The organism is Candidatus Paraluminiphilus aquimaris (genome assembly GCF_026230195.1).
Taxonomy (GTDB): domain Bacteria; phylum Pseudomonadota; class Gammaproteobacteria; order Pseudomonadales; family Halieaceae; genus Luminiphilus; species Luminiphilus aquimaris.
Map to the genome: position 1 here is coordinate 292315 of NZ_CP036501.1, position 23231 is coordinate 315545.

Genomic DNA, 23231 nt, shown 5'->3' on the forward strand with positions numbered 1-23231 from the left:
ATAACGAAATTCGCGACATCTGCACACCTAACACTAATAGGCAGGGTCCTCGCTCGCCAATCGCCCATGTCTGTTGTGGATGAGTTAGGCTCTTAACTTTGGTCATTCGCGAGCGCTTCAAAGTATGAAATCTACTCTTATTCTGAGCTTACTTCTTTTTAGCGGTCTCACGCTCGCAAGTGATCCGAACGCCGAGCAAAGCTACGCCAAGGTGTTTTCTAATCTTGCAATGGACTGTGTTCACAAGGAGTACAGCAACAAAATTGCTCACTTCATGCACAGTGATGACGATTTAAAACCACCTCGAGAACTGTATCCGGCGTTTTACGGCTGCTTCGATTGGCACTCCTCGGTGCATGGCCATTGGCTGTTGGTGAGGCTGCTGAATACACATGAAGACGACGTCGATAGCGCCGCAATCATACAATCGCTGGATATGAGCTTTACTGAAGAAAATCTGGCGGGTGAGCTTGCGAGTTATTCTCGACCGGGCATGAAATCATTCGAACGGCCCTATGGTATAGCTTGGTTACTTCAGCTTACCGCTGAGTTGAGGCAATCGAGTCGGCCAGAGGCTCAGCGCTGGCTTCGCTTTTTATTGCCACTAGAGCGGCAGGCCGTCGCCAATGTCAGTGAGTGGTTGCCTAAACTCTCGTTTCCGATTCGAACCGGCGAGCACAGCCAAACCGCATTCGCCTTTGGTCTCATGTTGGACTGGGCTGAAATTGCCGCGGATGAGAAATTCCATTCGCTGTTGAAAGCCCGAATTCGTGAACTCTATGCAGGCGATGTCGACTGTCCCTTGGCTTATGAGCCCTCAGGACAAGACTTCCTATCACCTTGCATTGCCGAGGCTGATCTCATGCGACGGGTATTCACCCGGACAGAATTTGCCGAATGGTTAACGCTTTTTTTCCCGACGCTGTCTGCCGAAACCGGTAGCGATTGGCTAGCTCCAGCCGTTGTCACGGATAAAACCGATGGCAAACTCGCGCATCTTGACGGCCTCAACACGAGTCGTGCTTGGATGCTTGAGGGAATTATTCTCGGACTACCATCGGGCGATGAACGACGCGCACCGCTCCGCGTGGCCGCTGAAGCGCACCGAAAGGCTGGCCTCGATGCTGTGTTAGGCGACATGCACTACATGGGGAGCCATTGGCTCGGTAGTTTTGCCACCTATCTCGAGACGGCTCGCGGCCACTCGCCAGGGGCAAACCGTTAAGTTATTTATCGCAGCAAGCCCCAGACCCTGACAGGTAGCGTCGTGACCTATTAGACGCGCTACGAACAGACCTCGCTTTGTCATGAGGCAGTAACTTTCTTTTTAAATGAGAATGATTTGCATTTACATTAAAGAGCCGTTACTGTCCTCGAAGACACATAACCCCGGGCATCCATTATGCAGACCTTTTTAACGCCCTCTTTCTTAGAAAAAGAGGAGATGCGCCTTTTATGCAAGGACGCCATCACCTCCGATCTGTCATGGAGCGCCTATATCGAAACCGGTATTCACCTGCTCAACGCGGGCGAAGAGAGCGCCGCGTTTATGGAGTTAGGAGGCGCCTTGCAAATTGCGCATAAGCAAGTGTGCACAACCCCCGCGCCAACTTGGCGCTGGGCAATGCGACTAACAGAGAGCGCCAACCTCCTGGTCATCACCCTAAATTTACTCGAATGCGAGCGCCTTATTGACCCTTTCTTGCACAATATGCACAGCCAAATCGCGGTACTTCCGCCGCTCGTTGGTTGTCCCCAGGGTAAAAATAAGACGTGGTTATGCAACTGGTGTAAATCAATGAATTGCCCTCGTCGACAAGCGCAGCTCGCCGCGATGTACGCGCATCAAGCACGGCGTCAGGGGCAAAAGGCCCTGCATTAACGAGCAAGATCAGTTAGATCAATTAACCCGACTTCGATCCAGTAGGCCCATCAACAGAGCGCCTAGCAGGCGCTCAATCCTAGATCAGCGAAGCATTACCAAATCATCAGCGAGCTTATTGGCAAAGTCATCAACGGACATGGTACCCAAATCATCACCCTTTTGGGTTCTGACAGCGATCTCCCCATTGTCCATTTCGCGATGGCCTGCCACCAACAAGTAAGGCGTCGCCTGAAGCGTGTGCTCACGAATCTTAAAACCGATCTTCTCGTTTCGAAGGTCAGTGGTAACACGAATGCCTCGCGCTTTTAGACGCTTCTCGACGTCTTTGACGTAGTCATCCTGCTTATCGGTAATTGTCATTAGGACCGCTTGAACCGGCGACAACCATACGGGGAATTTCCCCTCGTAATGCTCAATGAGAATACCAATGAAGCGCTCTAATGAACCAAACAGCGCTCGGTGCAACATGACAGGACGCTTGTCACGGCTCCCGTCCTCGTCCACGTAACTGATGTCAAAGCGCTCAGGCAAATTCATATCAACCTGCAAGGTGCCACACTGCCAGTCCCGTCCAATCGCATCGCGCAATACAAATTCAAGCTTAGGCCCGTAGAAGGCGCCCTCTCCTGGGAAGAGAATGTAGTCCAAGCCCATAACATCGAGCGCGTTACTGAGTGCGCCCTCGAGCTTGTCCCATACCTCGTCACTACCGATACGGTTCTCGGGGCGAGTCGAAAGCTTGATAATGACATCGTCAAAACCGAAGTCTTTGTAGATATCGAGCACCAGTCTGACCACGTCGATGCACTCCTGCTCCATTTGCGGCTCGGTGCAGTAAATGTGCGCATCATCTTGGGTAAAGTGGCGTACACGCATTAGTCCGTGAAGTGCACCCGATGGTTCGTAGCGGTGTACTTTTCCAAACTCAGCCATACGCAATGGGAGATCACGATAACTCTTTAGACCCTGGGCAAACATCGATACTGACCCCGGGCAGTTCATGGGCTTTAGCGCAAAGATCCGCTCGTCCTCAGTTTGCGTTGAGAACATATTTTCACGGTAATTAAACCAGTGACCCGAGGTTTCCCAGAGGCTTCGATCCATTACGTCTGGCGTGTTGACCTCAACGTAGCCAGCCTCGTCCTGACGCTGACGCATGTAATCGAGTAGCTGCCGAAATAGCGTCCAGCCCTTGGGATGCCAGAAAACCGAGCCTGGCGCATCGTCGCTGAAATGGAAGAAATCGAGTTTACGACCAATTTTTCGATGATCTCGCTTCTCCGCTTCCTCAAGCTGCGTCAGATGTTTGTTGAGTTCCTTCTTGTCGCGCCAGGCTGTGCCATAAATCCGTTGTAAGGTCGCGTTATTCGAGTCACCGCGCCAATAAGCGCCGGCAAGCTTCATCAACTTGAAAGCTTTCGGTAGCTTGCCTGTACTCGGCAAGTGAGGCCCTCGACAAACGTCGAACCAATCACCCTGACGGTAGACTGATACTTCCTCTCCGTCCGGGATGATGTCTTCGATGATCTCGACTTTGTAGCGCTCACCAATGTCACCAAAGGTATGCTTTGCGGTGTCACGATCCCAGACCTCACGCGTAATCGCTAAATCACGATCAACGATTTCAGTCATTCGGTCTTCAATCTTGGTGAGGTCATCCGCCGAGAAAGGTGTCTCACGCGCAAAATCGTAATAGAAGCCGTCATCAATGGCGGGGCCAATCGTCACCTGTGTCCCCGGAAACAGTTCTTGCACTGCCTGGGCCATCACATGGGCTGCGTCGTGGCGAATCAGCTCAAGAGCCTCATCGCTCTTTGCCGTGATGATCGAGAGTGCGGCGTCGTCTGCCATAACAAATGACGTATCGACCATCTCGCCATTCACTTTTCCTGCCAGAGCGGCCTTCGCAAGACCCGGCCCAATATCGGCAGCAACATCAAAAACAGAAACGGGAGTATCGAATTGACGAGACGATCCGTCAGGAAGCGTAATTTGCGGCATGTTTGTTACCTCGGTCAGTGGCGGCCCACACTAAAGGCTGCTTGGCTAATATTTGGGGTGTCCTACGCGGTGCGAAGTATATGTTGAATTCGCCATTAGCGTAAGCCAATGCCCTTGGAGGGGCGCCGGAAGTGTCATTATTGCGATCATTTTCCCTCTTAGTAAGCATGAGATGGCAGCCGGAATCTTGGGTTGGCGCGCATCTACAGTGCGTTAAGAGGATGAATATGATTAAAGAAACCACTACCCTCGGTCAAAAAATAGCGATAAGTATTTTCGCCGAGGTCAGGACAAGGAGGCACCGTGCTTCAGATTACACACTCCCCCCACTCCCTTAATGCGCTGAGAAAAATCGGTCGACGCCTGCTTGCGGCAACGCTTATTTGGATCCCCACGCTTGGGTTCTCCGCTGAGGAATCGCTTCGCCCTTTCAACGCCATGGATGTCTTCGACCTTGAATGGGTAAGTGACCCACAAGTTTCACCTGATGGGAATCGTGTTGTCTATGTGAGACGTTCAAACGACATCATGAGCGACCGCACCCGTTCTCACCTCTGGCGCATCGATACTGACGGCAATAACCACCGCCCATTGTTATCAAATAACGACAATGCTTACTCACCAAGATGGTCGCCAGATGGCAACCGGCTCGCGTTCATATCCTCTTCCACGGGCTCGTCGCAAATTCATGTGAGATGGATGGATAATGGCGATGTGGCTGTCGTAACCCATCTTCAGTCCTCGCCGTTGAACTTGAGTTGGTCACCTGACGGCAGGTGGTTGGCATTCACCCTGTCCGTCAAGGCGCCAACAGAACCGATGGTCAAGCCGCGATCAAAGCCCAAGGGTGCAACGTGGGCGGATAAGCCTATTACCGTGAGCACCACTCGCTATCAGTACGATGGCCGGGGAATCGTTGCCCCCTCTTACCGGCATGTCTTTGTCGTCCCCGCCGAGGGCGGCTCAGCTCGACAACTTACAACAGGTAACTTTAACCACAGCGGCGCCCTGAGCTGGTCTTCCGACAGCCAACAGATTTTCTTCTCCGCTTACCGACAAGATGATTGGGAACTGGTTAGCGGTGAGGCGGACATCTATGCGGTTGATATTGCAAGTAAGACGTTGACCCAAATCACACGTGAACCGGGTGCAGAGCGCAACCCACAGGTTTCACCCAATGGCCGCATGCTGACGTTTACTCACCAAGTACGGCGTCCGTTGGCGTTCACACCGGACAAAATAGCGGTCAGTAAACTCGATGGCTCTGATCTTCAGATTATCAGCGGCGACCTCGACGGTGATGCCAGCGGATTGATTTGGTCGAAAGACAGCCAGTCCATTTTTTATCTCTACGATGAACGTGGTGAGCGAAAAATAGGTAAAGCGAGCCTTAAAGGTGAGCTCCGCAAGGTCGTATCGGGACTGGGCGGTACAACCATTGGTAGACCCTACCTGTCCGGTGGTTTCCACGTGGCTAGCAATACGATTGCCTTCACGCGAGGACGTTCCGATCGACCGGCTGATCTCGCCATAATGAAAAAGGGAAAGACACGCGTCATCACCTCACTAAACGAGGACGTTCTCCCATTTCGACAGCTCGGCAAGGTTCAAGAGCTCGTCTACACCTCGTCACACGATGCTCAGGAGATTCAGGGCTGGTACATCACGCCACCTAACTTTGATCCCAACAAGAAGTACCCGTTGATTTTAGAGATCCATGGGGGACCGCACTTAGCCTACGGACCCAACTTCTCCGCCGAGCTTCAGATGATGGCGGCACAAGGCTATGTTGTCTTTTATGACAATCATCGGGGTAGTCTGTCCTATGGCGAAGACTTTGCTCTTTTGCTGCAGTACAAATACTCAAGCAAAGAAGACTTTGCCGATCACATGTCCGGCATTGATGCCTTGATTAAGAAAGGCTTTATCGATGACCGCAATCTGTTCATCGCGGGCGGGAGCGCAGGCGGTATCGCCGCGGCCTACGCGATTGGTCTTACCGATCGGTTCAACGCGGCTGTTGCCGCCAAGCCTGTCATTAATTGGGTCAGTAAAACACTCACTGCTGACTCAATGGTTGGCCAGATTTACCATCAATTTCCGGGCCCACCGTGGGAACACCTTGATCACTATTGGAAACGCTCCCCCTTATCACTCATTGGTAATGTCACAACCCCAACTATGTTGTTAACGGGCGAAAACGATCGACGCACCCCCATGTCAGAAACAGAGCAGTTCTATCAGGCGCTTCGCTTGAAAGGTGTCGATAGCGTCATGATTCGCATGCCGGGCGCATCCCACGGCATCGCGAGTCGACCCTCTAGGTTGGTGAGTAAGGTCGATCACATTCTTGCCTGGTTTGAACGCTATAAAAAGGCAGACGATGCAGCAGAGAAAGGGGCTAAAGACGATTGAGCCTTGGGCTGTACGTTATCCAGAAGGTTGAGCAACAAAAACACTTGGCCGATGCAGACCTGCTGTTGGCCTCAAACGGCTAAGGTAGTGCGTCCGACTAAAAAATATGAAACGCTCACAACTTCTTACAACTTCTCACCACACCATAGCGGGGAACGGTCTACCTCATGATGAACACGCCAAGCTACGATGAACTGTATCAGCGCGCCTGCGAGCGCAAAGGCGGCGAGGCCGAAGTGGAGGCGCTCCTCCCCACCTCGGCTACCAAACAGCAATTAACGCGCCTAGGTTCAGATCGATACCTCGCCGAGTTCACACGTAAAATTTTTCAGTCCGGGTTTGTATGGCGCATCGTTAACAACAAATGGCCCAACTTCGAAGAAGTCTTTTGGAATTTCGATATCGAGCGCTTACTGATGATGCCGGAGGATATGCTCGAGCGAAAAGCGAGCGACCCCGGCATTATTCGCAACTACAACAAAGTCAAAACGGTGCTGCAGAACGCGGTCATGATTTCGGACACCGAGCGACGCGTAGATTCAAGCTTTGGTGAATTCATTGCCAACTGGCCGGAAGACGACGTCATCAGCCTTTGGGTCTATCTTAAAAAGCATGGGAGCCGACTAGGTGGTAATACCGGTCCCTATGCGTTGCGCACATTGGGTGTGGACACCTTCCTAATGACAGTAGACGTCGAGACCTTTTTACGTAATCACAACATCGTCGATTCGGGCACACACAGCCTTCGGGCGCTAAAGGCGACGCAACACTATTTCAACGAACTTCGTGAAGAGAGTGGCAGAAGTCTGTCGCAACTCAGCCGCTTGGTGTCCCTAGGCATTGGAAAGAACTTCACCGATGACTAGATATAGGCCCTTCACCTTCGGTTATGAGATAGAGTGATATAAATAAATCTTACAACGCCGAGGGAACAATGAAACCTGGATACCTAGCACCGCTTTTAATGCTGTTCTTCCTGGCTGCCTGCACAGCCGAAAAGACCCCCGAAACGGCGCAAGTGGGGACCCCATTGTCGCCGTGGCATTCCTTAACCGAAGAGGAAATTAAAACAGCGGCTGCAGCCTTAATCGGCCGCGAAGGTAATGCCATTGTCATCAATCGAATCAGCCTAAAAGAGCCGAATAAGCAGGCCGCAAAGGCGTGGCAATCGAACGAGCTGGCACAACGTGGCGCAGACTTACTCTTCCGGTCCGGTAAATCCTCCTTTCGAGCAAGCTTTGATTTCGGCTCGAACACACTAAGCACGCCAACCCAGCTTACGACAGGTCAGTCCATGCTGGTGGGTGAGGAGCTCTTTGGAGCTGTTGAGAAAGTGAGTGCGTTGCCCCAAATAGTCGATGCAGTCAGCCAACGCGGCATTGACCCCGACTATGCCATTTGTCTTCCACGCACCATAGGGCGCTTTTATGCGGACATCGCCGATCCGATTAATGATCGAATGGCACGCTTTGACTGTTTCAACATCCGGGGGCAAGGCGGCTTAGGTATTTTACCTACCACCAGCGCCTACGCACGCCCCATCGAAGGGCTCAGCGTGTTATTTGATGTCGAGGAAAACCGCGTCATTGACATCACCGATACGTATGCGGGCGCCGAAGCTCCACCGGCTGACTTTGAGGTCCTCGAGCTCGATGAGGACACGCTCGACACCCGAACACCACTTCGACCTATTACCATTACACAGTCAGAAGGCCGCAATTTCAGTGTGAGCGGCAGTCAAATCGATTGGCAAGGTTGGCAATTCCACCTTCGCTTTGATCCGAGACAAGGCACCGTCCTCAATAATATTGGCTACGTGAACGGGGAGACGTTTCGACCCATTGCCTACGAGATAGCCATGTCGGAAATGTTTGTGCCCTATCAGGATCCAGACACCCATTGGTTCTACCGCGCGTATTTCGACATGGGCGAGTATGGCTTTGGCAACATGGCAACCGAACTCAAGGGCAACGACTGCCCCGCTAACGCCGTTTACCAAGATGTCGTATTACACACAGGAGGCGGCGATCCCGTTGCCGCGCCCAACCGTGTGTGCATTTTCGAATTCGACCCTGGCTACCCGAGTTGGCGTCACAGCGAATCGCTTCTTGAAGACGTGCCAGGGCTGGTTACGCACAACGCTCGACGCGCAACCAATTTAGTCGTTCGTATGGTCGCTGTAATAGGCAACTATGACTACTTCCAAGATTATATTTTTCAGCAAGATGGGCGAATAAGAATTCGCCTTATCTCAACGGGCATTGATGCCACGAAGGGCGTCTTCGCGAAATCGCTCAGTGACTCGGGTGCGCTCGACGAAACAGCGTACGGAACACTGATTGCACCTCTCCGTTTGGGCGTTAACCACGACCACTTCTTCAGCTACCGAATCGATATGGATGTCGATGGCACAGAGAATAATTTTCTTCGGCAAAAACTCGTTGCCGAAACTCAACCCAGCGATGCGGCACGCCAAGGTATTTGGCGGGTCCAGACAGAACAGGTTGCGACAGAGCAAGCGGCACAGACCGTTATGCGTGTAGAAAAGCCTGCGCTTCTCACCTTTGCCAGTCACAGTACCGTGAACCAGATGGGCTACCCCACTGCTTATCAACTCATGTTTCCAAACATTCGACCTTTGGTCACACCAGAGGATCCGATCTATCAGCGGGCTGGCTTTTTAAAGAATAATTTATGGGTGACTCGCTACCAGCCAGATGAAATTTTTTCAGCCGGTATTGCAGTCAATCAGTCGGAAAACGGTGTAGGTCTCCCTGTCTACGCCCAGGACAACGAGTCGATCGAAAACACAGATATCGTGGCCTGGCCCACAATCGGCTTTCATCACGTGCCGATGGCAGAGGATTGGCCGGTCATGCCGGCAAAAGTTGACGAAATCGTACTGAAACCGAGGAATTTCTTCGATCGTAACCCAGCGTTAGATGTTCCAAATTAAAGTGCTTGCTCGCACAACTGCCGAGACGCCACTTGGTTGTGAAGGCTCTGTGAGGTCGGTGACTCAGCCCTTGGTGCTTCGATACACTGAGCACGCTTTCAGACTCAAACGAGAGACGCATGCCAAACATTAAACTGAAACAGATTTTTCGTTATCCAGTGAAGTCCATGCTGGGCGAATCGTTGACCACCGTCACCCTTGGCGAAAAGGGAATTGAGGGTGACCGAGCCTGGGCCACCCGCGATGAAGTCCGAGGCGGCATTAGGGGCGCTAAGAAACTCCCTCAACTTATGTCCTTTCAGGCCACATCAGTGTCCGGAAACACCGCAGAAATTACCGCCCCCGACGGCGAGACCTGCCAAACCAACACCGATGCGATCAACGGGTGGCTATCAGAAAAGCTCAGTCATGACGTCACGCTATGGCCAATCATGCCCGCAGACAACCTAGACCACTATCGTCGCGGCGCACCCGACTCTGAAGATTTCGAACAAGAGTTACGCGAATTATTCGGTCGACTTCCCGACGAGCCATTGCCCGACTTGAGTGCCTTTGCCGAGGTCCTAGAATTCGAATCGCCGCCCGGCACCTATTTCGATGCGTTTCCTATCATGCTGATGACCCAGCAGTCCCTAGATACACTAAACCAACGCGCACCTGGCTCAACATTTGATCAGCGCCGCTTTCGTGCCAATCTCCTGCTCGAGGTTGAAGGTTCTAATGAACCGTTCCCCGAGCAGGCGTGGATTGGCAAGGAACTGCATATCGGTGATGTGGTTTTAAAAATTATCGACACCTGCCCGCGCTGCTCCATGACCACCCACGCTACGGCAGAACTCCCCCGCGATACTGACGTCATGCGGCATTTAGTGGCAGAGGCGGAGGGCAACCTTGGGGTATATGCCAAAGTGGTACGTGCGGGTGCTGTCGCAGTTAATCAGTCCATTACGCTCGCTTAGCGTCTTATGCTGGACTGTCCAACTCAAGCAGTTAGGTCAATCACTCCCGCGTTAAACTGATCCCAAGGACCGGTAATCGCTAGTGTCTTAGTCGGCGAATAGACGTTTACAAACAGCACGTTGCCATCGGGTGAAAAACACGCCCCTGCCATTTCAGTCTGAAGATTTAATCGGGCGAGCGGATAAGCATAGCCATCGGTTGTAATGCCGCGCAGGTAATTATCGACTCTGGCCGTGTACTGGTCCTCACAAACAATTAGGTGTCCGTTGGGCGCGACCGTCAGATTATCGCCAAAATTAAATTGATTGTGGGAAACACTCTCAAAAAAGAGCGCTATTTGATCCGTCTCACCGGAGGCACTGAGCGAAAGTTTGAAGATCTGCCCAAGCCCAGCCTGACCACCACTTGTTGAGCAAAAATACGCTTCGGCATTTCCCATGTGAATGCCCTCACCTCTCGCAATCAAGCTCGCACCTCTTGCTGCAGCGCGCATTCGGAGATCGTCTTTAGGGGAGTCGACACCGTCGAGATCCAACCAGCGCACCGTCGCGGGTATCGCTTGCTCTACCTGCTGACCGGACCAGTTCCTCAAATCGGGAATCCCTACCACCTGCATGGCCTGTAACCGGCCGCCCTCTGAAAGCGTCCCTGGGACGTGCGGCTTGAACCGATAGAGAACACTGTCATCTCGATCTTCAGTGAGGTAAACAAAACCTGTAGCGGGGTCGACACAGGCAGCCTCATGGTTAAAACGTCCCATCGCTGATAGCTGTGTGGGTGCACTCAGACCTCGTGCATTAGCAGGAACCTCGAAAACCCAACCGTGGGAGCGGTCGAGACCCTCGCCGAACATCGCCCCAGGCCCGGCTGTTGACTCTTCACACGTAAGCCAACTGCCCCAAGGCGTTACGCCGCCCGAACAATTTCGTAGGGTGCCTCCCAGCGAGCGAAATTGATCGCGCACCTTAAGCGACTTAGCATCCAGTACAACATGGGTGGTACCGCCCGGAATGTACCTGCCGTCTTTCTTGCCAAATCCTTTAAAGAATTCACCGCCTGAGTCATCCGTGGCGATAAGTTCGTGATTGCGCACCAAGGCGAGGCGGCCATCATCCAGCTCGAAACAGCCCATGCCGTCGGCTTTATCGGGCACGCTTGCGCCATCGGTCATTTCGTCACCGAAACTGGAGATAATCCGATAGCTAAACCCATTAGGCAGGTCGAGAAGTCCGCGAGGGTCAGGCACCAAATTGCCGTAGCCGATCGCGCGCGAGAAAGGCTGATTGGGTAGGGGGCGAGTCACGCACCCACTGGCCGACAAGGCCAAAAACGCCATGCTCGTCGCGTTTAAAAAAGTACGTCTTTTCATAGTCTTGTTTGATTCACCGCTGCGACCCTGCCACGCGGCTAAAGACTAGCAAACATTGAGCACTAACACCCACACGCAGTGGGCTAGCTTGTCTCCCTACCCGCCCAATTATCAGGCCAGCTATTCTCAACTTCGAGAAGGTGTTTGAACAAGGCGCGCACTCGAGCACTCTGCCGCAAATCTTTGTGATAGAGCAGCCAGACATATCGGAAAGGGACACTCTCCGTCTGAGGCAGACGAACGACATCATCTAAATCTGAGACCGTACAACAGGGTAGCGCCGCCACACCCATTTGATTCGCTACGGCACCCAATCTCGGTATCACGCCGTCAACAGAATGCTTAACTCTGATACCAAGCTCTGACTGGGTCGGGAGTTCAGTCGGTAATGCCTCGGCCGTATCGATAAGGGTTAGTTCCCGCTTCCCGAGTCGGGCGTCCGCTAACAGCTGTTTGTGGACGTATAAGCCCACGGAAAGCAGACCTAATTTCACACCAACAATGTCCTTCGGCGGGCGTTGATCGATCTTCAGCCCGCGTACCGCAAAGTCCGCCTCTCGTCTCGAAAGGTCGACGTTTTCATTAGATGACTTGACGTCTAATTGGATACGCGGATAGGTCTTGGAGAAGTCATGGAGCTTCTCAAAAAGAAGACGGTTCATGGGCTGAAAATCTGCGATCGATACTTTCAGCTTCCCCGCTAGGAGTGCATCTCTGCCGGTAAGCCGCAGCTGCCCGTCAGAGATGGTGTCCTCTACCGTCTTTGCGATTGGCAACAGCTCCTCACAAAGCGCTGTTGCCAGGAGGCCATCGGGTGTTCGATCAAAAAGGCGTCCTTCAATGGCTGCTTCCAGCGTTTCCAGACGCCTTGCTATGGTGCTGTTACTCACGCCCAGTGCAGATGCCGCCATGCGCGTGGAGCCGTGCCGACTGCAGGCCAACACCACTTTTAAATCATCCCAACTGAGCTCCTGCATAGTTACCCTTACTTACGAGAGCGGTGCGCCTTCTTTGTCGGTCAAAACAAATGCACCGTCTGCGACTTTACACAACACGCGCTGGCGTGAAGCGCCATCGGGTACCACCGATAATTTAACGGTAAGCGTCCCTTTGTACTTTTTGCTTCCCTTCATTTTGATGCGTGTTTCGCTACCAAATTTCTCACGAACCTCAGCCTTGCACTGCCCATAGGCTTCGTTGACCGAGGTAGCCGCGCTTGCGTCGAAACTAAGACCCAAAGATACGAGGCCTACCATTAATACCGCTTTGAAGTTTTCCATTTTCAGCTGCTCCTTAATTAGCGTCACTACGGATGACGGTGGCAAGGATACGCGTGTACGAGCGGCTTAGCGTGTAACGAAATCGCTCTCGCCCGCTCCAAAAATGGAACACTGAATGCCTCATAGACGTAAAGTGTAAGATATTAATAATAGAATGGATGTGATTAATGCGGCCATCATTTATCTAAGCACCGTCTGCGACCTATCAAGGGCACTCGCGTATAGCGCTAAAACGTGATTAGTCAGTTACCGAAATCGACGGTCAGCAACAGTCGGTGGGTGTTATCCGGCACACTGGGCGACCGGTGTACAACACCGAAGCCCTCATTACCCTCCCAGGCCTCACCTTTGAAAAGTGCGACATCACCTGTATTCAATTGTGCAATGTCACGATCTTGTTTGTAGAGGCCGCCTTGTCTATTTTCGATCCCCGGCGTGACCGCACCCAGCTTTGACCGATCCGCTTTATCATTTGGCAACCACTCGGTGGCAATCCCAACGTAAGTCGTGATCAGTCTGCAAGGCACGCGGTCGACATGAAATTTCGGACACATCTGGCCTTGCAGCGCCGTTAAGCGGAAGCCGACACGAGGAAGCTCAAAGAGCACACAAAACATCTCTACCAGCTCTGCCATATCCTTCACTAAGGGGGAGCCCTGATCGACACGCAACGCGGATATGATTGACTGCTGAATCGTCTCGGGAGACGCCATAAGGCTGAGCTGCAACGTCGGATCTCTTTCGAGCCATTTTGCGGATTCAGACCGGCATTCACCGTCGAGCTTGCGACGCCAGATTGCAAGATTTGTATCCGAGCCGTAGATCTGAGTTAAAACTGACAGATCATTCGATGCGACGGCGCCTTTTGACGGTTGATCTATTGCAACAGCCGCGTAGTCACCTGTTGAGGCCTGACTAACATTCGCCTGCATTAGGCGCCCTCCCACACAGGAAAGGGATCGGGCAAGGTTTCCCAAAATTGGCGGCCCGCAAACATTTCTTCGTCATTGAGCAGACAGTCATCCAAAGCGCTGCGAACGCTCGGCTCATCAAGCCCCTGACCAATAAATACCAACTCTTGACGCATATCACCAAAAGGCTCTTCCCAACTCTTCTCAATGCTGGCTAGGTATTCAGGGTCATCGGGCCAGCGCGACCGAGGTACTGCGGACCAAAACATGCCCCCAAACCCATAACGGGCAATACCCCCGGCCTGACTCCACTGACCCGCAAACTCAGGCCGAGTCGCCAACCAAAAGTAGCCTTTTGATCGGAGCAACTTCCCGTAACGCTCGGTACCGTGGAGAAACGCGAAGAATTTTTCCGGATGAAACGGTCTTCGCGCCTGGTAGCTAAAACTGGAAATACCGTACTCTTCGGTTTCAGGTACGTGCTCACCCCGTATTTCTGCCAGCCACCCCGGTGCTTGCTGCGCGCGTTCAAAATCAAAACTGCCTGTACTCAGAACGGCATCGACATCGACGTTGCCGTTTGCAATAGGAATGATCTGGGCGTGCGTATTCAGCGTTTTCAGTATGGCTTCTAATCGGCTGACATCTTCACTCGACGCCAGGTCCGTTTTGCTCACTAAAATTACGTCGGCAAACTCAACCTGATCAACCAGCAGGTCAGCAACGCTCCGCTCATCCTCATCGCCGAGCGACTCCTGTGTATCCTGCAAGTATTTAGCTTCTTCGTAATCTTTCAGGAAATTGACCGCATCGACCACCGTGACCATCGTGTCAAGGTCGGCCACATCAGACAGTGATACCCCGTCCTCGTCGGCAAAGGTAAATGTCTCGGCCACAGGGAGCGGCTCAGAAATCCCTGTCGACTCAATTACCAAGTAGTCGAAGCGCCCAGCCTTTGCCAGATTATTAACTTCCTCCAGCAGGTCTTCTCGGAGGGTGCAACAGATGCAGCCATTACTCATCTCCACCAGTTTTTCTTCACTGCGATTTAATGACACTTCATTTTGAACCACCGCAGAGTCGATATTGATCTCACTCATGTCATTGACGATAACTGCAACCCGCTTACCGTCGCGATTGTTCAAAATGTGACTGAGAACCGTTGTTTTTCCAGCGCCGAGAAACCCTGAAAGAACGGTTACCGGTAACTTCTTCATCATTCCCATCGCGGTCAATCCTCTACCTCGTATAACCCAAAAATTTAATGATACAAAGTATCAATATGGAGCCAAAAAAATAGCTTAGCCAAGTAGCGTTAAGAGGGGCTATGGCAATCCAACGAACGACAGGTTCGCATATTGGCGATATGACTCGCGGCAATGATTGATGCGCCAACGATCGTCATCGGCGTCTCAAGCGCCTCAGTCCCCACCAGAAGCGGAAACAGCAAAATAGCGATACCCAGGACCCCCAAAGCCAATATCCAAAATCGTTTATGGCTTCCACAACCCATTGTCAGGGCAAACATACTGACCGGCACTGCAAACATAACCGCGAGTTGATGCACCCACTCCTGCGCAAAATAGCTGACTAACACGCTTGGAAAGAGCACGAGTGCAACGGGCAGGAGCAAGCAGTGGACAAGACATACAACAGATAAGCCGATCGCCGCAGAGTCAGCGTTCGCCCGAGACAGGAAACTAGCGTTACTAAACATATTCATAAAACCACAATGCTCTTAACGGCATTCGCCGCAGACACCGGAAAATTCCAGTTGTCGGGAACTCAATTTAAACCCTTCGGCGCCTGCAACATGATTCAAAGAATCCATCATTGCCTCAGACATTTCGACTTCTTTTACGCGTGCACACTGATCACAGATTAGGAAATGGACTCGCTGAAAGTGCTTTGGGCAACAGTCAATGTGGGAGCATGCAATGTACTTTTTAGAACTTACCAACCGGTGAGCCAGTTGTTGATCAACCAAAAAATCGAGGATTCTATACATAGACATCGCGGGCATCGCTTCCTCGCGCTCTGCATTACATATCTCAAGCAATCCATAAGCGGATATGGGTTCTGATACTTCGACCAACGCCCGCAAGACTTGGCGCCTTAGTGGCGTAAGTCGCGAACCCCGATCGCGACAACGGCCCTCGGCTTTTGTAATCACAGACTCTAGATATGACACGTGCATCCCTCTTAATGCACTAATGATACATTATATCTTTAATGACAGAAACCGACATCGTACGGCGTCACTAGCGAGTACTCAGATGTAAAAGACCGGGTATGAATCGTAGCTACTAACGTTGAAGCAAAGCATGAGTAACGTTGAAGCAAAGCGTGAGTGCCGATCTACAACGCTAAGACCTCAGTTAAAATCGCTTCGAACTGTTGAGGGTTTTCCATGTGCGGCAGGTGCCCCGAATCCCTCACAAAATATTCTTGGCGCTTGGGGAGCAGTCGTTGAATTTTCTCCGCAAACGCCGCATAAACCACAACCGTATCGCTATCACCCCAAATCGTCGTCACTGGTATCTCAGAGGCCTGCAGCATCGAGTGAATGCGATCTAACTCCTGCGAATCATGATTTTTACGCGTCGAGATCAGCGCCCGAGCGAAGCCTTTGTGCACTAAGAGCTCGGCATACCGATCGTCCCAGTCTTGAAAATTCGTGGGATCCTTAAAGTCTGATAGCTGACCTGCGGGTAGCTCGGGATACTTCGCAACCAACGCATCCACCTCCTGCTGGCTGACTGAAGTATCGTCTGCTCGCTTTACCTCGCGAAAACCCGAGGATGCAACGTAGACCAGTCGCGCCACGCGCTCGGGGGCAATCCCTGCGATTTGAGAAACGACACGGCCACCATTTGATAAGCCAAAGAACGCAGCACGCTCGACACCCAACTTATCGAGAAGCTCTAATACCTGCGTTGCAAAAAGATGATCGGTATACGGCACATCCGGATTATCCGAAAACCCCCTGCCGTAAAGATCAAGCATAATGACGCAACGACCTTTGCTTGCGAGGAAGTCATAGGTTGGGTCCCAAATGTACGACGGCACCGAAAACCCGTGAACTAGGACGTCAGGCGTGTCGCAATTTACTCGATCCGTTTTGCGATAATACGTAAAGCCCTCAGAGAGCCGTGTGAATACGCCACCGGAGGGCAAGATAACGGACGCTCTAAAATCCGCCCCTTTAACCACTGATTCGTAATGCTGATCGCCCATGACTGGCGCGACGAAACCTACTAGCAGGCTCGCTACGAGTGCTTTCGACCAAGTTAAAACTGCGTTCACAAAAACCCACCTCGCAAAAACAATGTATGCCCCCTCATATGACGGCAGGGGCAGTCAGTGTGATATCGGCGTTAGACCAAACTTTTTTCCATGCATCGTGAGCGCTCTCAGCTGCCGCAGACTTACCTTGCGCCTCTAGAGCTGTCGCTAGACCAAATAGAGACCAACCATTATTTTGGTGCCATCTCAAATCGCGCCTAAATACAGCTTCAGCCTCGGCAGCACGACCGGCCTTTAACAGTGCAGCACCCAAATACAAACGCATAGATTGTGGCCAATCAGGCGGCTCCGTGTAGTTATTCGTATCCTCTAATGCCACACCCTTCTCGAAGGCAGAAATAGCACCGTCTAAATCACCTTGTGCCATTTTTATCTCACCCTCAAGCGCATGCGCTGCGAGTGCCAACAACTCAGCTGTTGCCGTAGCACCCGCGCGATTCACTGACACATCGGGCGATGCCGCAATGCGCTCGATATTCGCTAATTCTTCGGTGGCGTTTACAAAATTGCCCTTAGCGACGTGCGCACTGCCCTTCACGTAGGACAGAACACCGGTCAGATAGGGCGTCGAATTGGTAAGTGGTTCAATGGCGAGCACTTCATCCCACTTGCCAAAAATCTTCAACGTGACCCAGGGCGCAGCGACACGCTTTTGCATCCTTCCCATTGGTGTGCCGTGACGACTAATAGCTTCTGCCATTTGCTTTGCCGATTTGATAGCAAGCTCTGAGCTACCCTGCATGGTCGCTGCATAGCGAACAAAGTCGAGTGCGTGCCCAGCATGTATTTTGTGCGACAGTGGGTAGGTGCCTATATTGGGAAGCGGTCGATCACCCCAATGCTCTGCGAACTCTTTATCCACGGCGAGCGAGCGAAGATTGTTGTCAATGGCTCGCTGATAATCACCCACACGAACGAAAATGTGCGCGGGCATGTGCACCACGTGCCCCCCAATGGGCAGAGTTGCCTCTAAAGCATCCGCAGACACCATAGCCCGCTCGGGTTCAAGCGATGCTTCGATGAGGTGAATATGAAGATGGTAAACCCCAGGGTGTGGATCGCCAGTGTTGATCACATGCTCAAGCGCCTCGGCGACGGCCAACGTCTCGCCTTTGGCATCACCGTTTTTGTCCCAATAATCCCAGCGCCGAATCGACATAAAGCTACCGGCATAGAGCGCCGCGATATCGGGATCATCTGGGTACTGCTCATTCAAACTACGCATCGCTGCAAGATAAGCCTGATCCCGCTCGCGGGGATCAGGAATACTTTCAGCATCATAGAAAACAAACAGCGCCTTGATCAGCGAGGCCTCCATTGCGGTGGCACGATCGATACGAGCAAGCGCCGCTTTAATGGCTTTTAAACCTGCACCTTGAGGATCATCGGGCATCTGTGCGTAACGGGAATTGGGGTTGGGTCCTGCCGCGTGAGCAATTCCCCAAAAGGGCATGGGATGCTCTGGCGCTAGCCTCGATGCTTCTTGGTACGAAGCAATGGACTCGGGGAAATAAAAACCCCAGGCAAAGCGTAAGCCTTGATCAAAAAATTGTTGCGCCGCCGTGTCACCGACAGAGATGGTCCGCGAGTAGGAACCCGACTTAGGCATCAGGATTGCAGACGACGATGTCTCTTGGCCAAACGCGGTACTCGAGGCAATTAACAGCACACTCACAAACAAGCGCTTCAAAAATATCATGCCCACCTCACGTAGATTATTTTGTTCTATTAAGCCTAACGGTAACCCGCGCGGCTCGGGGGCGCCAGCATTCGCGACCCGCCACCCTGTCACGCTCAGCCTCATATCCACCTCTCGCTTACAACAATCGCGTTCTGATACACGCGTGCTGATAATCGATGGCGTAATCGTCGAAAAAAGCAGTTCAGTCAGTTGGTTTGAGTTCTTATGCGAAAAATAGCTAGGTCGACTTTAAGCAGTGCTGTGAAAGCGCATCACAGGCTTACGGTCGACCTCAACACGTTATTGGCACTGCGCAACCAGTTGCAGTTAATGTCCGTAACTGTCTAAGGTCTGAAGGTGCAGCGGGCTTGGGTTTTACCGAAAGACAAATTTGGCCGCGACCTTGGATAATTGGGAGTCAGCGCGAATGGAACAAACAAATCGAACCGGTTTTGCAGACGCCGTTACTCAGCAGAAAACTCGCATACCGGAAATCTATGGCAGTGTGGACTTCAACCAGTACCCCGAGCGCTATGTCTCCGACTTTAATCTCGACGCGCTTCGACCCTCGAGACACCGCGACTACTGTGAACGCGTTCTTCAAAACGCTGACCTGAGGGACCGAATTCGCAAATACACGATGATGGGTGACGCGGTGGCCGATGCCTATGCGGCGTTAATACCTAAATACGGATTCAGAGCATTGGTGACGATGCTTGAAACAGCCTGCGAAAAGGGGCTTGAGAACGTGGAAGATCCACCCAAGGAGCTCAGCGATTTCATAGGCGCCATGGAAGCTACGCCCGACTGGGTGGATATGGCGCTTATTGAAGAAGGTGCCAAGCACGAGCGTGTCCCACTTGCCACGATATCCCCCTTTGCCATCCGCGGCGCGTTCATCGCCACTTTTATGAATAAGTACACTGCCCTGCCAATGACAATGACGGGCACGCTAACTGATGACAAATCAGTTCGCCGGGTCTTTGAGACCGCCAGCTTTTTTACAGCAACGGCCATGCCGCATGCGATGGCGCGTTTTAACCCTGGCTTTAAGGCAGCTGCAAAAGTGCGGCTCATGCATTCCATGGTGCGCTTTAATATCATGCGAACCGGAAAATGGGATGTATCCACATACGGCATTCCGATTCCGCAGGTTGATCAGATGCCGGCGGGGCTTATCGGTATCTTTCTGCTGTCCTACAAGCTTTTGGCGCAAGGTCGTACCGATTTCACGCCCGCCGAGCGTGCGCGTGTTGAAATGGCGAGATACCGATGTTTCCTATTGGGTCTGCCCGAAGAACTTTTAGGTGAAACACCGCAGGAAATCGTTGATCTAATGACAGCGAGGGGTATGTCTCTGCGCGAGACCTATGACGATGAAACGTGCGGTGAATTGGTACGAGGTACGATGGATGCCGAGCTGTTCACTGACCCGAGTGCAATGGGGCGCTTCCATCGATGGATGGAACGCGGTTTTTCTAAATACTTCCTGATAAAAAACTTCTGCGAAGGTAAAACCGCTCGCGCAAACGCCATGGGCGTGCATTTTGGCTTTAATGACAAAATTGCCACAGCCTGCGCGCTAGCTACCATCGTAGGGAGCTCCAATCTTTGCAGTGTCGGCATGAAAATCCCGGTAATTCGCAATTGGCTCGACCAGCGATTAACGCGCAAGTTGGAACAGTTACTTAAAACCTACGGCCACGCCGATTTTATTACCGATGCCAGCGAGTACAAGCTAGTAGGTGCCTCGCCGTCGGTGGGTAGCTAGCGGCTTTCAGCGCTTAAGCCCGCGGGTTGAATCCCGCACTTTGACTACCGCCCTTCAAATACTGGGGCGCGCTTTTCGATAAATGCTTCAACCGCGTTTTTATGATCATCAGTCCCGCCGCAATGGATATGGTGCGAGGCTTCCAAATCGAGACAATCATGAACATCGGCCGATGTAAGGGCGCGTGCAAGATTCTCTTTCATGTAACTGTAGGCAACCGTGGGGCCGTTGGCTAATTTCTGCGCTATGCCGGCCGCACTTTCCTGCAACGCTTCAGGCTCAACCACCCAATTGGTGAGACCCAAGTCCTCAGCCTCTTTTGCACTGATTCGATCGGAGAGGAAATACAGTTCGCGCGCTTTGGCGGTCCCCACAAGCTGCGACATAAAGAGCGAACCGCCGTAATCCCCCGCAAAGCCCACTTTGGCAAACGCCGTTGTCATAAACGCGGTCGATGACATGATTCTCAGATCACACGCGAGGGCAATCGAAAGACCTGCACCTGCAGCCGGCCCCGGTAAGACCGCCAGGGTGGGCTTAGGCATTTTATACAGTCGACCACTGGTGGCGCGCTGGTTTAAGCGCTGCCTCTGAATGAGCGTATCCAACGTACTTTTTGCGCCGTTGGAATTTGTTTCTGACATGGCTTTCACGTCACCGCCGGCACAAAACGCAGCCCCTGTTCCTGTGATAACCACGCACCGAACCTCGGGATTAATTTCCCCATCGGCGAGCTGACTACCCAGTGCCTGAAGAAGCTCACTCGATAGCGCATTTCGTGCCTCGGGTCGATTGAACGTCAGAGTGAGAATGCCTCCCGTGAGATTCGCAAGTAAGTGATCTGTTCCCGTATCGATTACCCCTGACGACATTTTCCCTCCCAATTCTCTAAGGACCGCTCAACAAAAATTAAACTCTACGCCACAGACACTGACAACACGATCGCGTCGACTCAAGCCAAGCTCGTCTGCAACGGCGCAGATAGCCCGAAAGTCTAGGGTGTCAAAGTCGATGGCTCTGAGTGCTGGCTCGTTGGATTTCGAATCGAGAACAAAACGAATCTCGGTATTTCCCAGCGACAAGCACCAATGTTTGCCGTCTTGCTGCAGCGCTTTACCATAAGCTTTGGCCCAGCAATTTCCTGTCTCCCGCGGGCTATCCGAAGCTATCTCCACAGCCTTTATGTCACCCACATGTCTCGCCGCGCGTGCCTCCCAACCATCACCCGCCCACAGCCATGACTCAGGCGGTGTCATTTCGTCGAGAGAAGGAATGGCGCCAGGAACGTCTTTAGGGTGCAAATGAATAGCCTTTGCGACGCCGCGATCATCTGAGAAAACGGTGCGAATGCCTGTGTGTTCGAGCCGCTTTTTCTCACGCTCAAGATCTTCCACCTGTACGATCACCATATAACCGCCATCAGTGCCGCGCCGCTCTAAGAAACGACCCGCTGCTGCGCCTGGCTGAGCAGGACTGACCACCTCAAGGAAAGTATCGCCAACTGTGTAGAGCCGATTTTGTAGCCCGAAGTAAATGATCTCACGATCGATATAACCCTCAGCACAACCTAACAGCCGACACAGCGTCTCATCAGCCATCATAAGGTCTGAAGAAGCCAGGGCTACTTGTCTTATCCGCATCCACTACCCCTCACCTTTTGCAGGTTACTGCTACCGCGGAATCGCTACACTCTCCACCACAACTCGCCGCATTCAAATAGTGCGCACATCAAAATAGAGCGCTTCAATTCGCGCAATTATTATGTCCACCGTCACTCGTCCTTCTCGATCACGGCACCTCGTGACCCAGTGCGGACTCGTAAAGAAAGAACCAATCCTGTCGGTCAAGCTCTACCTTCTCGGCGTCGGACAGCATGGAAATTCTCTCCAGATTATTGGTTCCCATCACCGGCGTAATCCTCGCTGGATGAGCTAATAAAAATGCGGCAGCGACCGCCGCACGGTCAACATCAAAGCGCTTAGCAATGGCATCGAGGCGACGCGTCAACTCATTCGATGCAGTCATCAAATCGCCTCCCCCGAGAGGCGACCACGCCATGACCACATGATCGTGTTGTTGATGAAACGCCAGATCACCATTGATAAAAGGGGACGTTTCTTTGAGGCTTAGCTCGATCTGATTAGTGACCAGTTTGTGCCGCATAGCGGACTGGAGTAACTGCCAATCCCAGGGTCTAAAATTGGAAACCCCCACAGCACGCGCTTTTCCGTCATCAATCAAAGCATCGAGCGCTGACCCGGTCTCGTGATGGTCCATTAGCGGGTCGGGGCGATGAATCAGTACGACGTCGACAAAGTCGGTTCCTAAGGCTGTAAGCGACTGGTTCACACTCTCGTGAATATGCGCTCTGGTTGTATCGTAGTGCTTTACTCGTGCGCCTGAGTGACGACCCGCGTCAATAACGATGTCGCACTTGGTGATAATTTCCATTTGATGGCGAAGAGAGGGATTAGCTTTCAGCGCAGTCCCCATCACGTCTTCTGCTGTGTAGCCGCCGTAAATATCTGCCTGATCAAAGGTCGTAATACCCTGGCCAAGCGCCGCCTGAATTTTAGCTTCAACGTGCTTCACTGAAATATCAGCATCATCCGCTAAGCGCCACATTCCATAAACGAGCCGGCTGAATTCCAATCCATCAGCAATCTGAAGACGTTCCATAGTTTCCCCTTCAAGTG

Annotated in this window: 20 protein-coding genes; 7 read left to right on the plus strand and 13 right to left on the minus strand. The window is 52.2% G+C overall.

Going from position 1 to position 23231, the window contains the following annotated elements; all coding sequences use genetic code 11:
• Window positions 1-124: 124 nt before the first annotated feature.
• Together E0F26_RS01325 and E0F26_RS01330 are read left to right on the plus strand one after the other, a co-directional pair.
• On the plus strand, window positions 125-1225 hold the full coding sequence (locus E0F26_RS01325) for a DUF2891 domain-containing protein (protein ID WP_279242244.1): 1101 nt from the start codon (window positions 125-127) through the stop codon (window positions 1223-1225).
• 177 nt (window positions 1226-1402) lie between these two features.
• Window positions 1403-1882 carry a hypothetical protein gene (locus E0F26_RS01330; RefSeq protein ID WP_279242245.1) on the plus strand — a complete coding sequence of 160 codons (480 nt, stop codon included), beginning with the start codon at window positions 1403-1405 and terminating at the stop codon, window positions 1880-1882.
• 84 nt (window positions 1883-1966) lie between these two features.
• On the opposite strand, the gene thrS is transcribed toward E0F26_RS01330, so the two are convergent.
• Complete coding sequence (gene thrS, locus E0F26_RS01335) at window positions 1967-3886, minus strand: threonine--tRNA ligase (RefSeq protein WP_279242246.1); 1920 nt, start codon at window positions 3884-3886, stop codon at window positions 1967-1969.
• 303 nt (window positions 3887-4189) lie between these two features.
• Here thrS and E0F26_RS01340 point away from each other — a divergent pair, with 303 nt between their 5' ends.
• The 4 genes from E0F26_RS01340 to E0F26_RS01355 all read left to right on the plus strand — a co-directional run bounded on the left by E0F26_RS01340 (window position 4190) and on the right by E0F26_RS01355 (window position 10216).
• Complete coding sequence (locus tag E0F26_RS01340; protein ID WP_279242247.1) at window positions 4190-6301, plus strand: prolyl oligopeptidase family serine peptidase; 2112 nt, start codon at window positions 4190-4192, stop codon at window positions 6299-6301.
• 167 nt (window positions 6302-6468) lie between these two features.
• Window positions 6469-7167, plus strand: coding sequence for a DNA-3-methyladenine glycosylase I (locus E0F26_RS01345; RefSeq protein ID WP_279242248.1), 699 nt, complete (start codon window positions 6469-6471; stop codon window positions 7165-7167).
• A 68-nt stretch (window positions 7168-7235) separates the two neighbouring features.
• Window positions 7236-9257, plus strand: coding sequence for a copper amine oxidase (locus E0F26_RS01350; RefSeq protein WP_279242249.1), 2022 nt, complete (start codon window positions 7236-7238; stop codon window positions 9255-9257).
• Between the two features lie 119 nt (window positions 9258-9376).
• Window positions 9377-10216, plus strand: a complete 840-nt coding sequence (locus E0F26_RS01355) for an MOSC domain-containing protein (protein ID WP_279242250.1) — start codon at window positions 9377-9379, stop codon at window positions 10214-10216.
• Window positions 10217-10239: 23 nt separating this feature from the next.
• Here the strand turns inward: E0F26_RS01355 and E0F26_RS01360 are convergent, their stop codons facing one another.
• The 9 genes from E0F26_RS01360 to E0F26_RS01400 form a co-directional block, all read right to left on the minus strand.
• A complete protein-coding gene (locus tag E0F26_RS01360) occupies window positions 10240-11553 on the minus strand; it encodes an alkaline phosphatase PhoX (protein ID WP_279242251.1) in 1314 nt (437 codons plus the stop codon).
• A 116-nt stretch (window positions 11554-11669) separates the two neighbouring features.
• Window positions 11670-12563 carry a LysR family transcriptional regulator gene (locus E0F26_RS01365; RefSeq protein WP_279242252.1) on the minus strand — a complete coding sequence of 298 codons (894 nt, stop codon included), beginning with the start codon at window positions 12561-12563 and terminating at the stop codon, window positions 11670-11672.
• Between the two features lie 12 nt (window positions 12564-12575).
• A complete protein-coding gene (locus E0F26_RS01370) occupies window positions 12576-12866 on the minus strand; it encodes a hypothetical protein (protein ID WP_279242253.1) in 291 nt (96 codons plus the stop codon).
• Window positions 12867-13108: 242 nt separating this feature from the next.
• On the minus strand, window positions 13109-13798 hold the full coding sequence (locus E0F26_RS01375; RefSeq protein ID WP_279242254.1) for a DUF1826 domain-containing protein: 690 nt from the start codon (window positions 13796-13798) through the stop codon (window positions 13109-13111).
• Window positions 13798-14997: a zinc metallochaperone GTPase ZigA gene (zigA, locus tag E0F26_RS01380; protein ID WP_279243241.1), complete on the minus strand. Its 1200-nt coding sequence runs from the start codon at window positions 14995-14997 to the stop codon at window positions 13798-13800. Before zigA ends, E0F26_RS01375 begins: the two co-directional genes overlap by 1 nt.
• A 95-nt stretch (window positions 14998-15092) precedes the next feature.
• Window positions 15093-15494, minus strand: a complete 402-nt coding sequence (locus E0F26_RS01385; protein WP_279242255.1) for a MerC domain-containing protein — start codon at window positions 15492-15494, stop codon at window positions 15093-15095.
• A 21-nt stretch (window positions 15495-15515) separates the two neighbouring features.
• Window positions 15516-15974 carry a Fur family transcriptional regulator gene (locus E0F26_RS01390; RefSeq protein ID WP_279242256.1) on the minus strand — a complete coding sequence of 153 codons (459 nt, stop codon included), beginning with the start codon at window positions 15972-15974 and terminating at the stop codon, window positions 15516-15518.
• A gap of 161 nt (window positions 15975-16135) precedes the next feature.
• Complete coding sequence (locus E0F26_RS01395; RefSeq protein WP_279242257.1) at window positions 16136-17083, minus strand: alpha/beta fold hydrolase; 948 nt, start codon at window positions 17081-17083, stop codon at window positions 16136-16138.
• Window positions 17084-17117: 34 nt separating this feature from the next.
• Window positions 17118-18758, minus strand: coding sequence for a tetratricopeptide repeat protein (locus E0F26_RS01400; RefSeq protein WP_279242258.1), 1641 nt, complete (start codon window positions 18756-18758; stop codon window positions 17118-17120).
• A gap of 433 nt (window positions 18759-19191) precedes the next feature.
• Here E0F26_RS01400 and E0F26_RS01405 point away from each other — a divergent pair, with 433 nt between their 5' ends.
• A complete protein-coding gene (locus tag E0F26_RS01405) occupies window positions 19192-20535 on the plus strand; it encodes an oxygenase MpaB family protein (RefSeq protein ID WP_279242259.1) in 1344 nt (447 codons plus the stop codon).
• Window positions 20536-20579: 44 nt separating this feature from the next.
• Here E0F26_RS01405 and E0F26_RS01410 read toward each other — a convergent pair whose 3' ends face one another.
• The 3 genes from E0F26_RS01410 to E0F26_RS01420 all read right to left on the minus strand — a co-directional run bounded on the left by E0F26_RS01410 (window position 20580) and on the right by E0F26_RS01420 (window position 23214).
• Window positions 20580-21407, minus strand: a complete 828-nt coding sequence (locus E0F26_RS01410; protein WP_279242260.1) for an enoyl-CoA hydratase — start codon at window positions 21405-21407, stop codon at window positions 20580-20582.
• Between the two features lie 27 nt (window positions 21408-21434).
• A complete protein-coding gene (locus E0F26_RS01415) occupies window positions 21435-22175 on the minus strand; it encodes a VOC family protein (protein WP_279242261.1) in 741 nt (246 codons plus the stop codon).
• A gap of 148 nt (window positions 22176-22323) precedes the next feature.
• Window positions 22324-23214, minus strand: a complete 891-nt coding sequence (locus E0F26_RS01420; RefSeq protein ID WP_279242262.1) for an aldo/keto reductase — start codon at window positions 23212-23214, stop codon at window positions 22324-22326.
• Window positions 23215-23231 lie beyond the last annotated feature (17 nt).

Excerpts from the sequence above, each read along its gene's own strand:
- E0F26_RS01375 (WP_279242254.1), bottom strand. The coding sequence starts at position 13,798 with ATGCAGGCGAATGTTAGTCAGGCCTCAACAGGTGACTACGCGGCTGTT.
- E0F26_RS01385 (WP_279242255.1), bottom strand. The coding sequence starts at position 15,494 with ATGTTTAGTAACGCTAGTTTCCTGTCTCGGGCGAACGCTGACTCTGCG.
- E0F26_RS01410 (WP_279242260.1), bottom strand. The coding sequence starts at position 21,407 with ATGTCGTCAGGGGTAATCGATACGGGAACAGATCACTTACTTGCGAAT.
- E0F26_RS01325 (WP_279242244.1), top strand. The coding sequence starts at position 125 with ATGAAATCTACTCTTATTCTGAGCTTACTTCTTTTTAGCGGTCTCACG.
- E0F26_RS01390 (WP_279242256.1), bottom strand. The coding sequence starts at position 15,974 with ATGCACGTGTCATATCTAGAGTCTGTGATTACAAAAGCCGAGGGCCGT.
- E0F26_RS01370 (WP_279242253.1), bottom strand. The coding sequence starts at position 12,866 with ATGGAAAACTTCAAAGCGGTATTAATGGTAGGCCTCGTATCTTTGGGT.
- E0F26_RS01405 (WP_279242259.1), top strand. The coding sequence starts at position 19,192 with ATGGAACAAACAAATCGAACCGGTTTTGCAGACGCCGTTACTCAGCAG.
- E0F26_RS01330 (WP_279242245.1), top strand. The coding sequence starts at position 1,403 with ATGCAGACCTTTTTAACGCCCTCTTTCTTAGAAAAAGAGGAGATGCGC.
- E0F26_RS01360 (WP_279242251.1), bottom strand. The coding sequence starts at position 11,553 with ATGGCGTTTTTGGCCTTGTCGGCCAGTGGGTGCGTGACTCGCCCCCTA.
- zigA (WP_279243241.1), bottom strand. The coding sequence starts at position 14,997 with ATGATGAAGAAGTTACCGGTAACCGTTCTTTCAGGGTTTCTCGGCGCT.
- E0F26_RS01355 (WP_279242250.1), top strand. The coding sequence starts at position 9,377 with ATGCCAAACATTAAACTGAAACAGATTTTTCGTTATCCAGTGAAGTCC.
- E0F26_RS01420 (WP_279242262.1), bottom strand. The coding sequence starts at position 23,214 with ATGGAACGTCTTCAGATTGCTGATGGATTGGAATTCAGCCGGCTCGTT.
- E0F26_RS01415 (WP_279242261.1), bottom strand. The coding sequence starts at position 22,175 with ATGCGGATAAGACAAGTAGCCCTGGCTTCTTCAGACCTTATGATGGCT.
- E0F26_RS01365 (WP_279242252.1), bottom strand. The coding sequence starts at position 12,563 with ATGCAGGAGCTCAGTTGGGATGATTTAAAAGTGGTGTTGGCCTGCAGT.
- E0F26_RS01345 (WP_279242248.1), top strand. The coding sequence starts at position 6,469 with ATGATGAACACGCCAAGCTACGATGAACTGTATCAGCGCGCCTGCGAG.
- thrS (WP_279242246.1), bottom strand. The coding sequence starts at position 3,886 with ATGCCGCAAATTACGCTTCCTGACGGATCGTCTCGTCAATTCGATACT.
- E0F26_RS01350 (WP_279242249.1), top strand. The coding sequence starts at position 7,236 with ATGAAACCTGGATACCTAGCACCGCTTTTAATGCTGTTCTTCCTGGCT.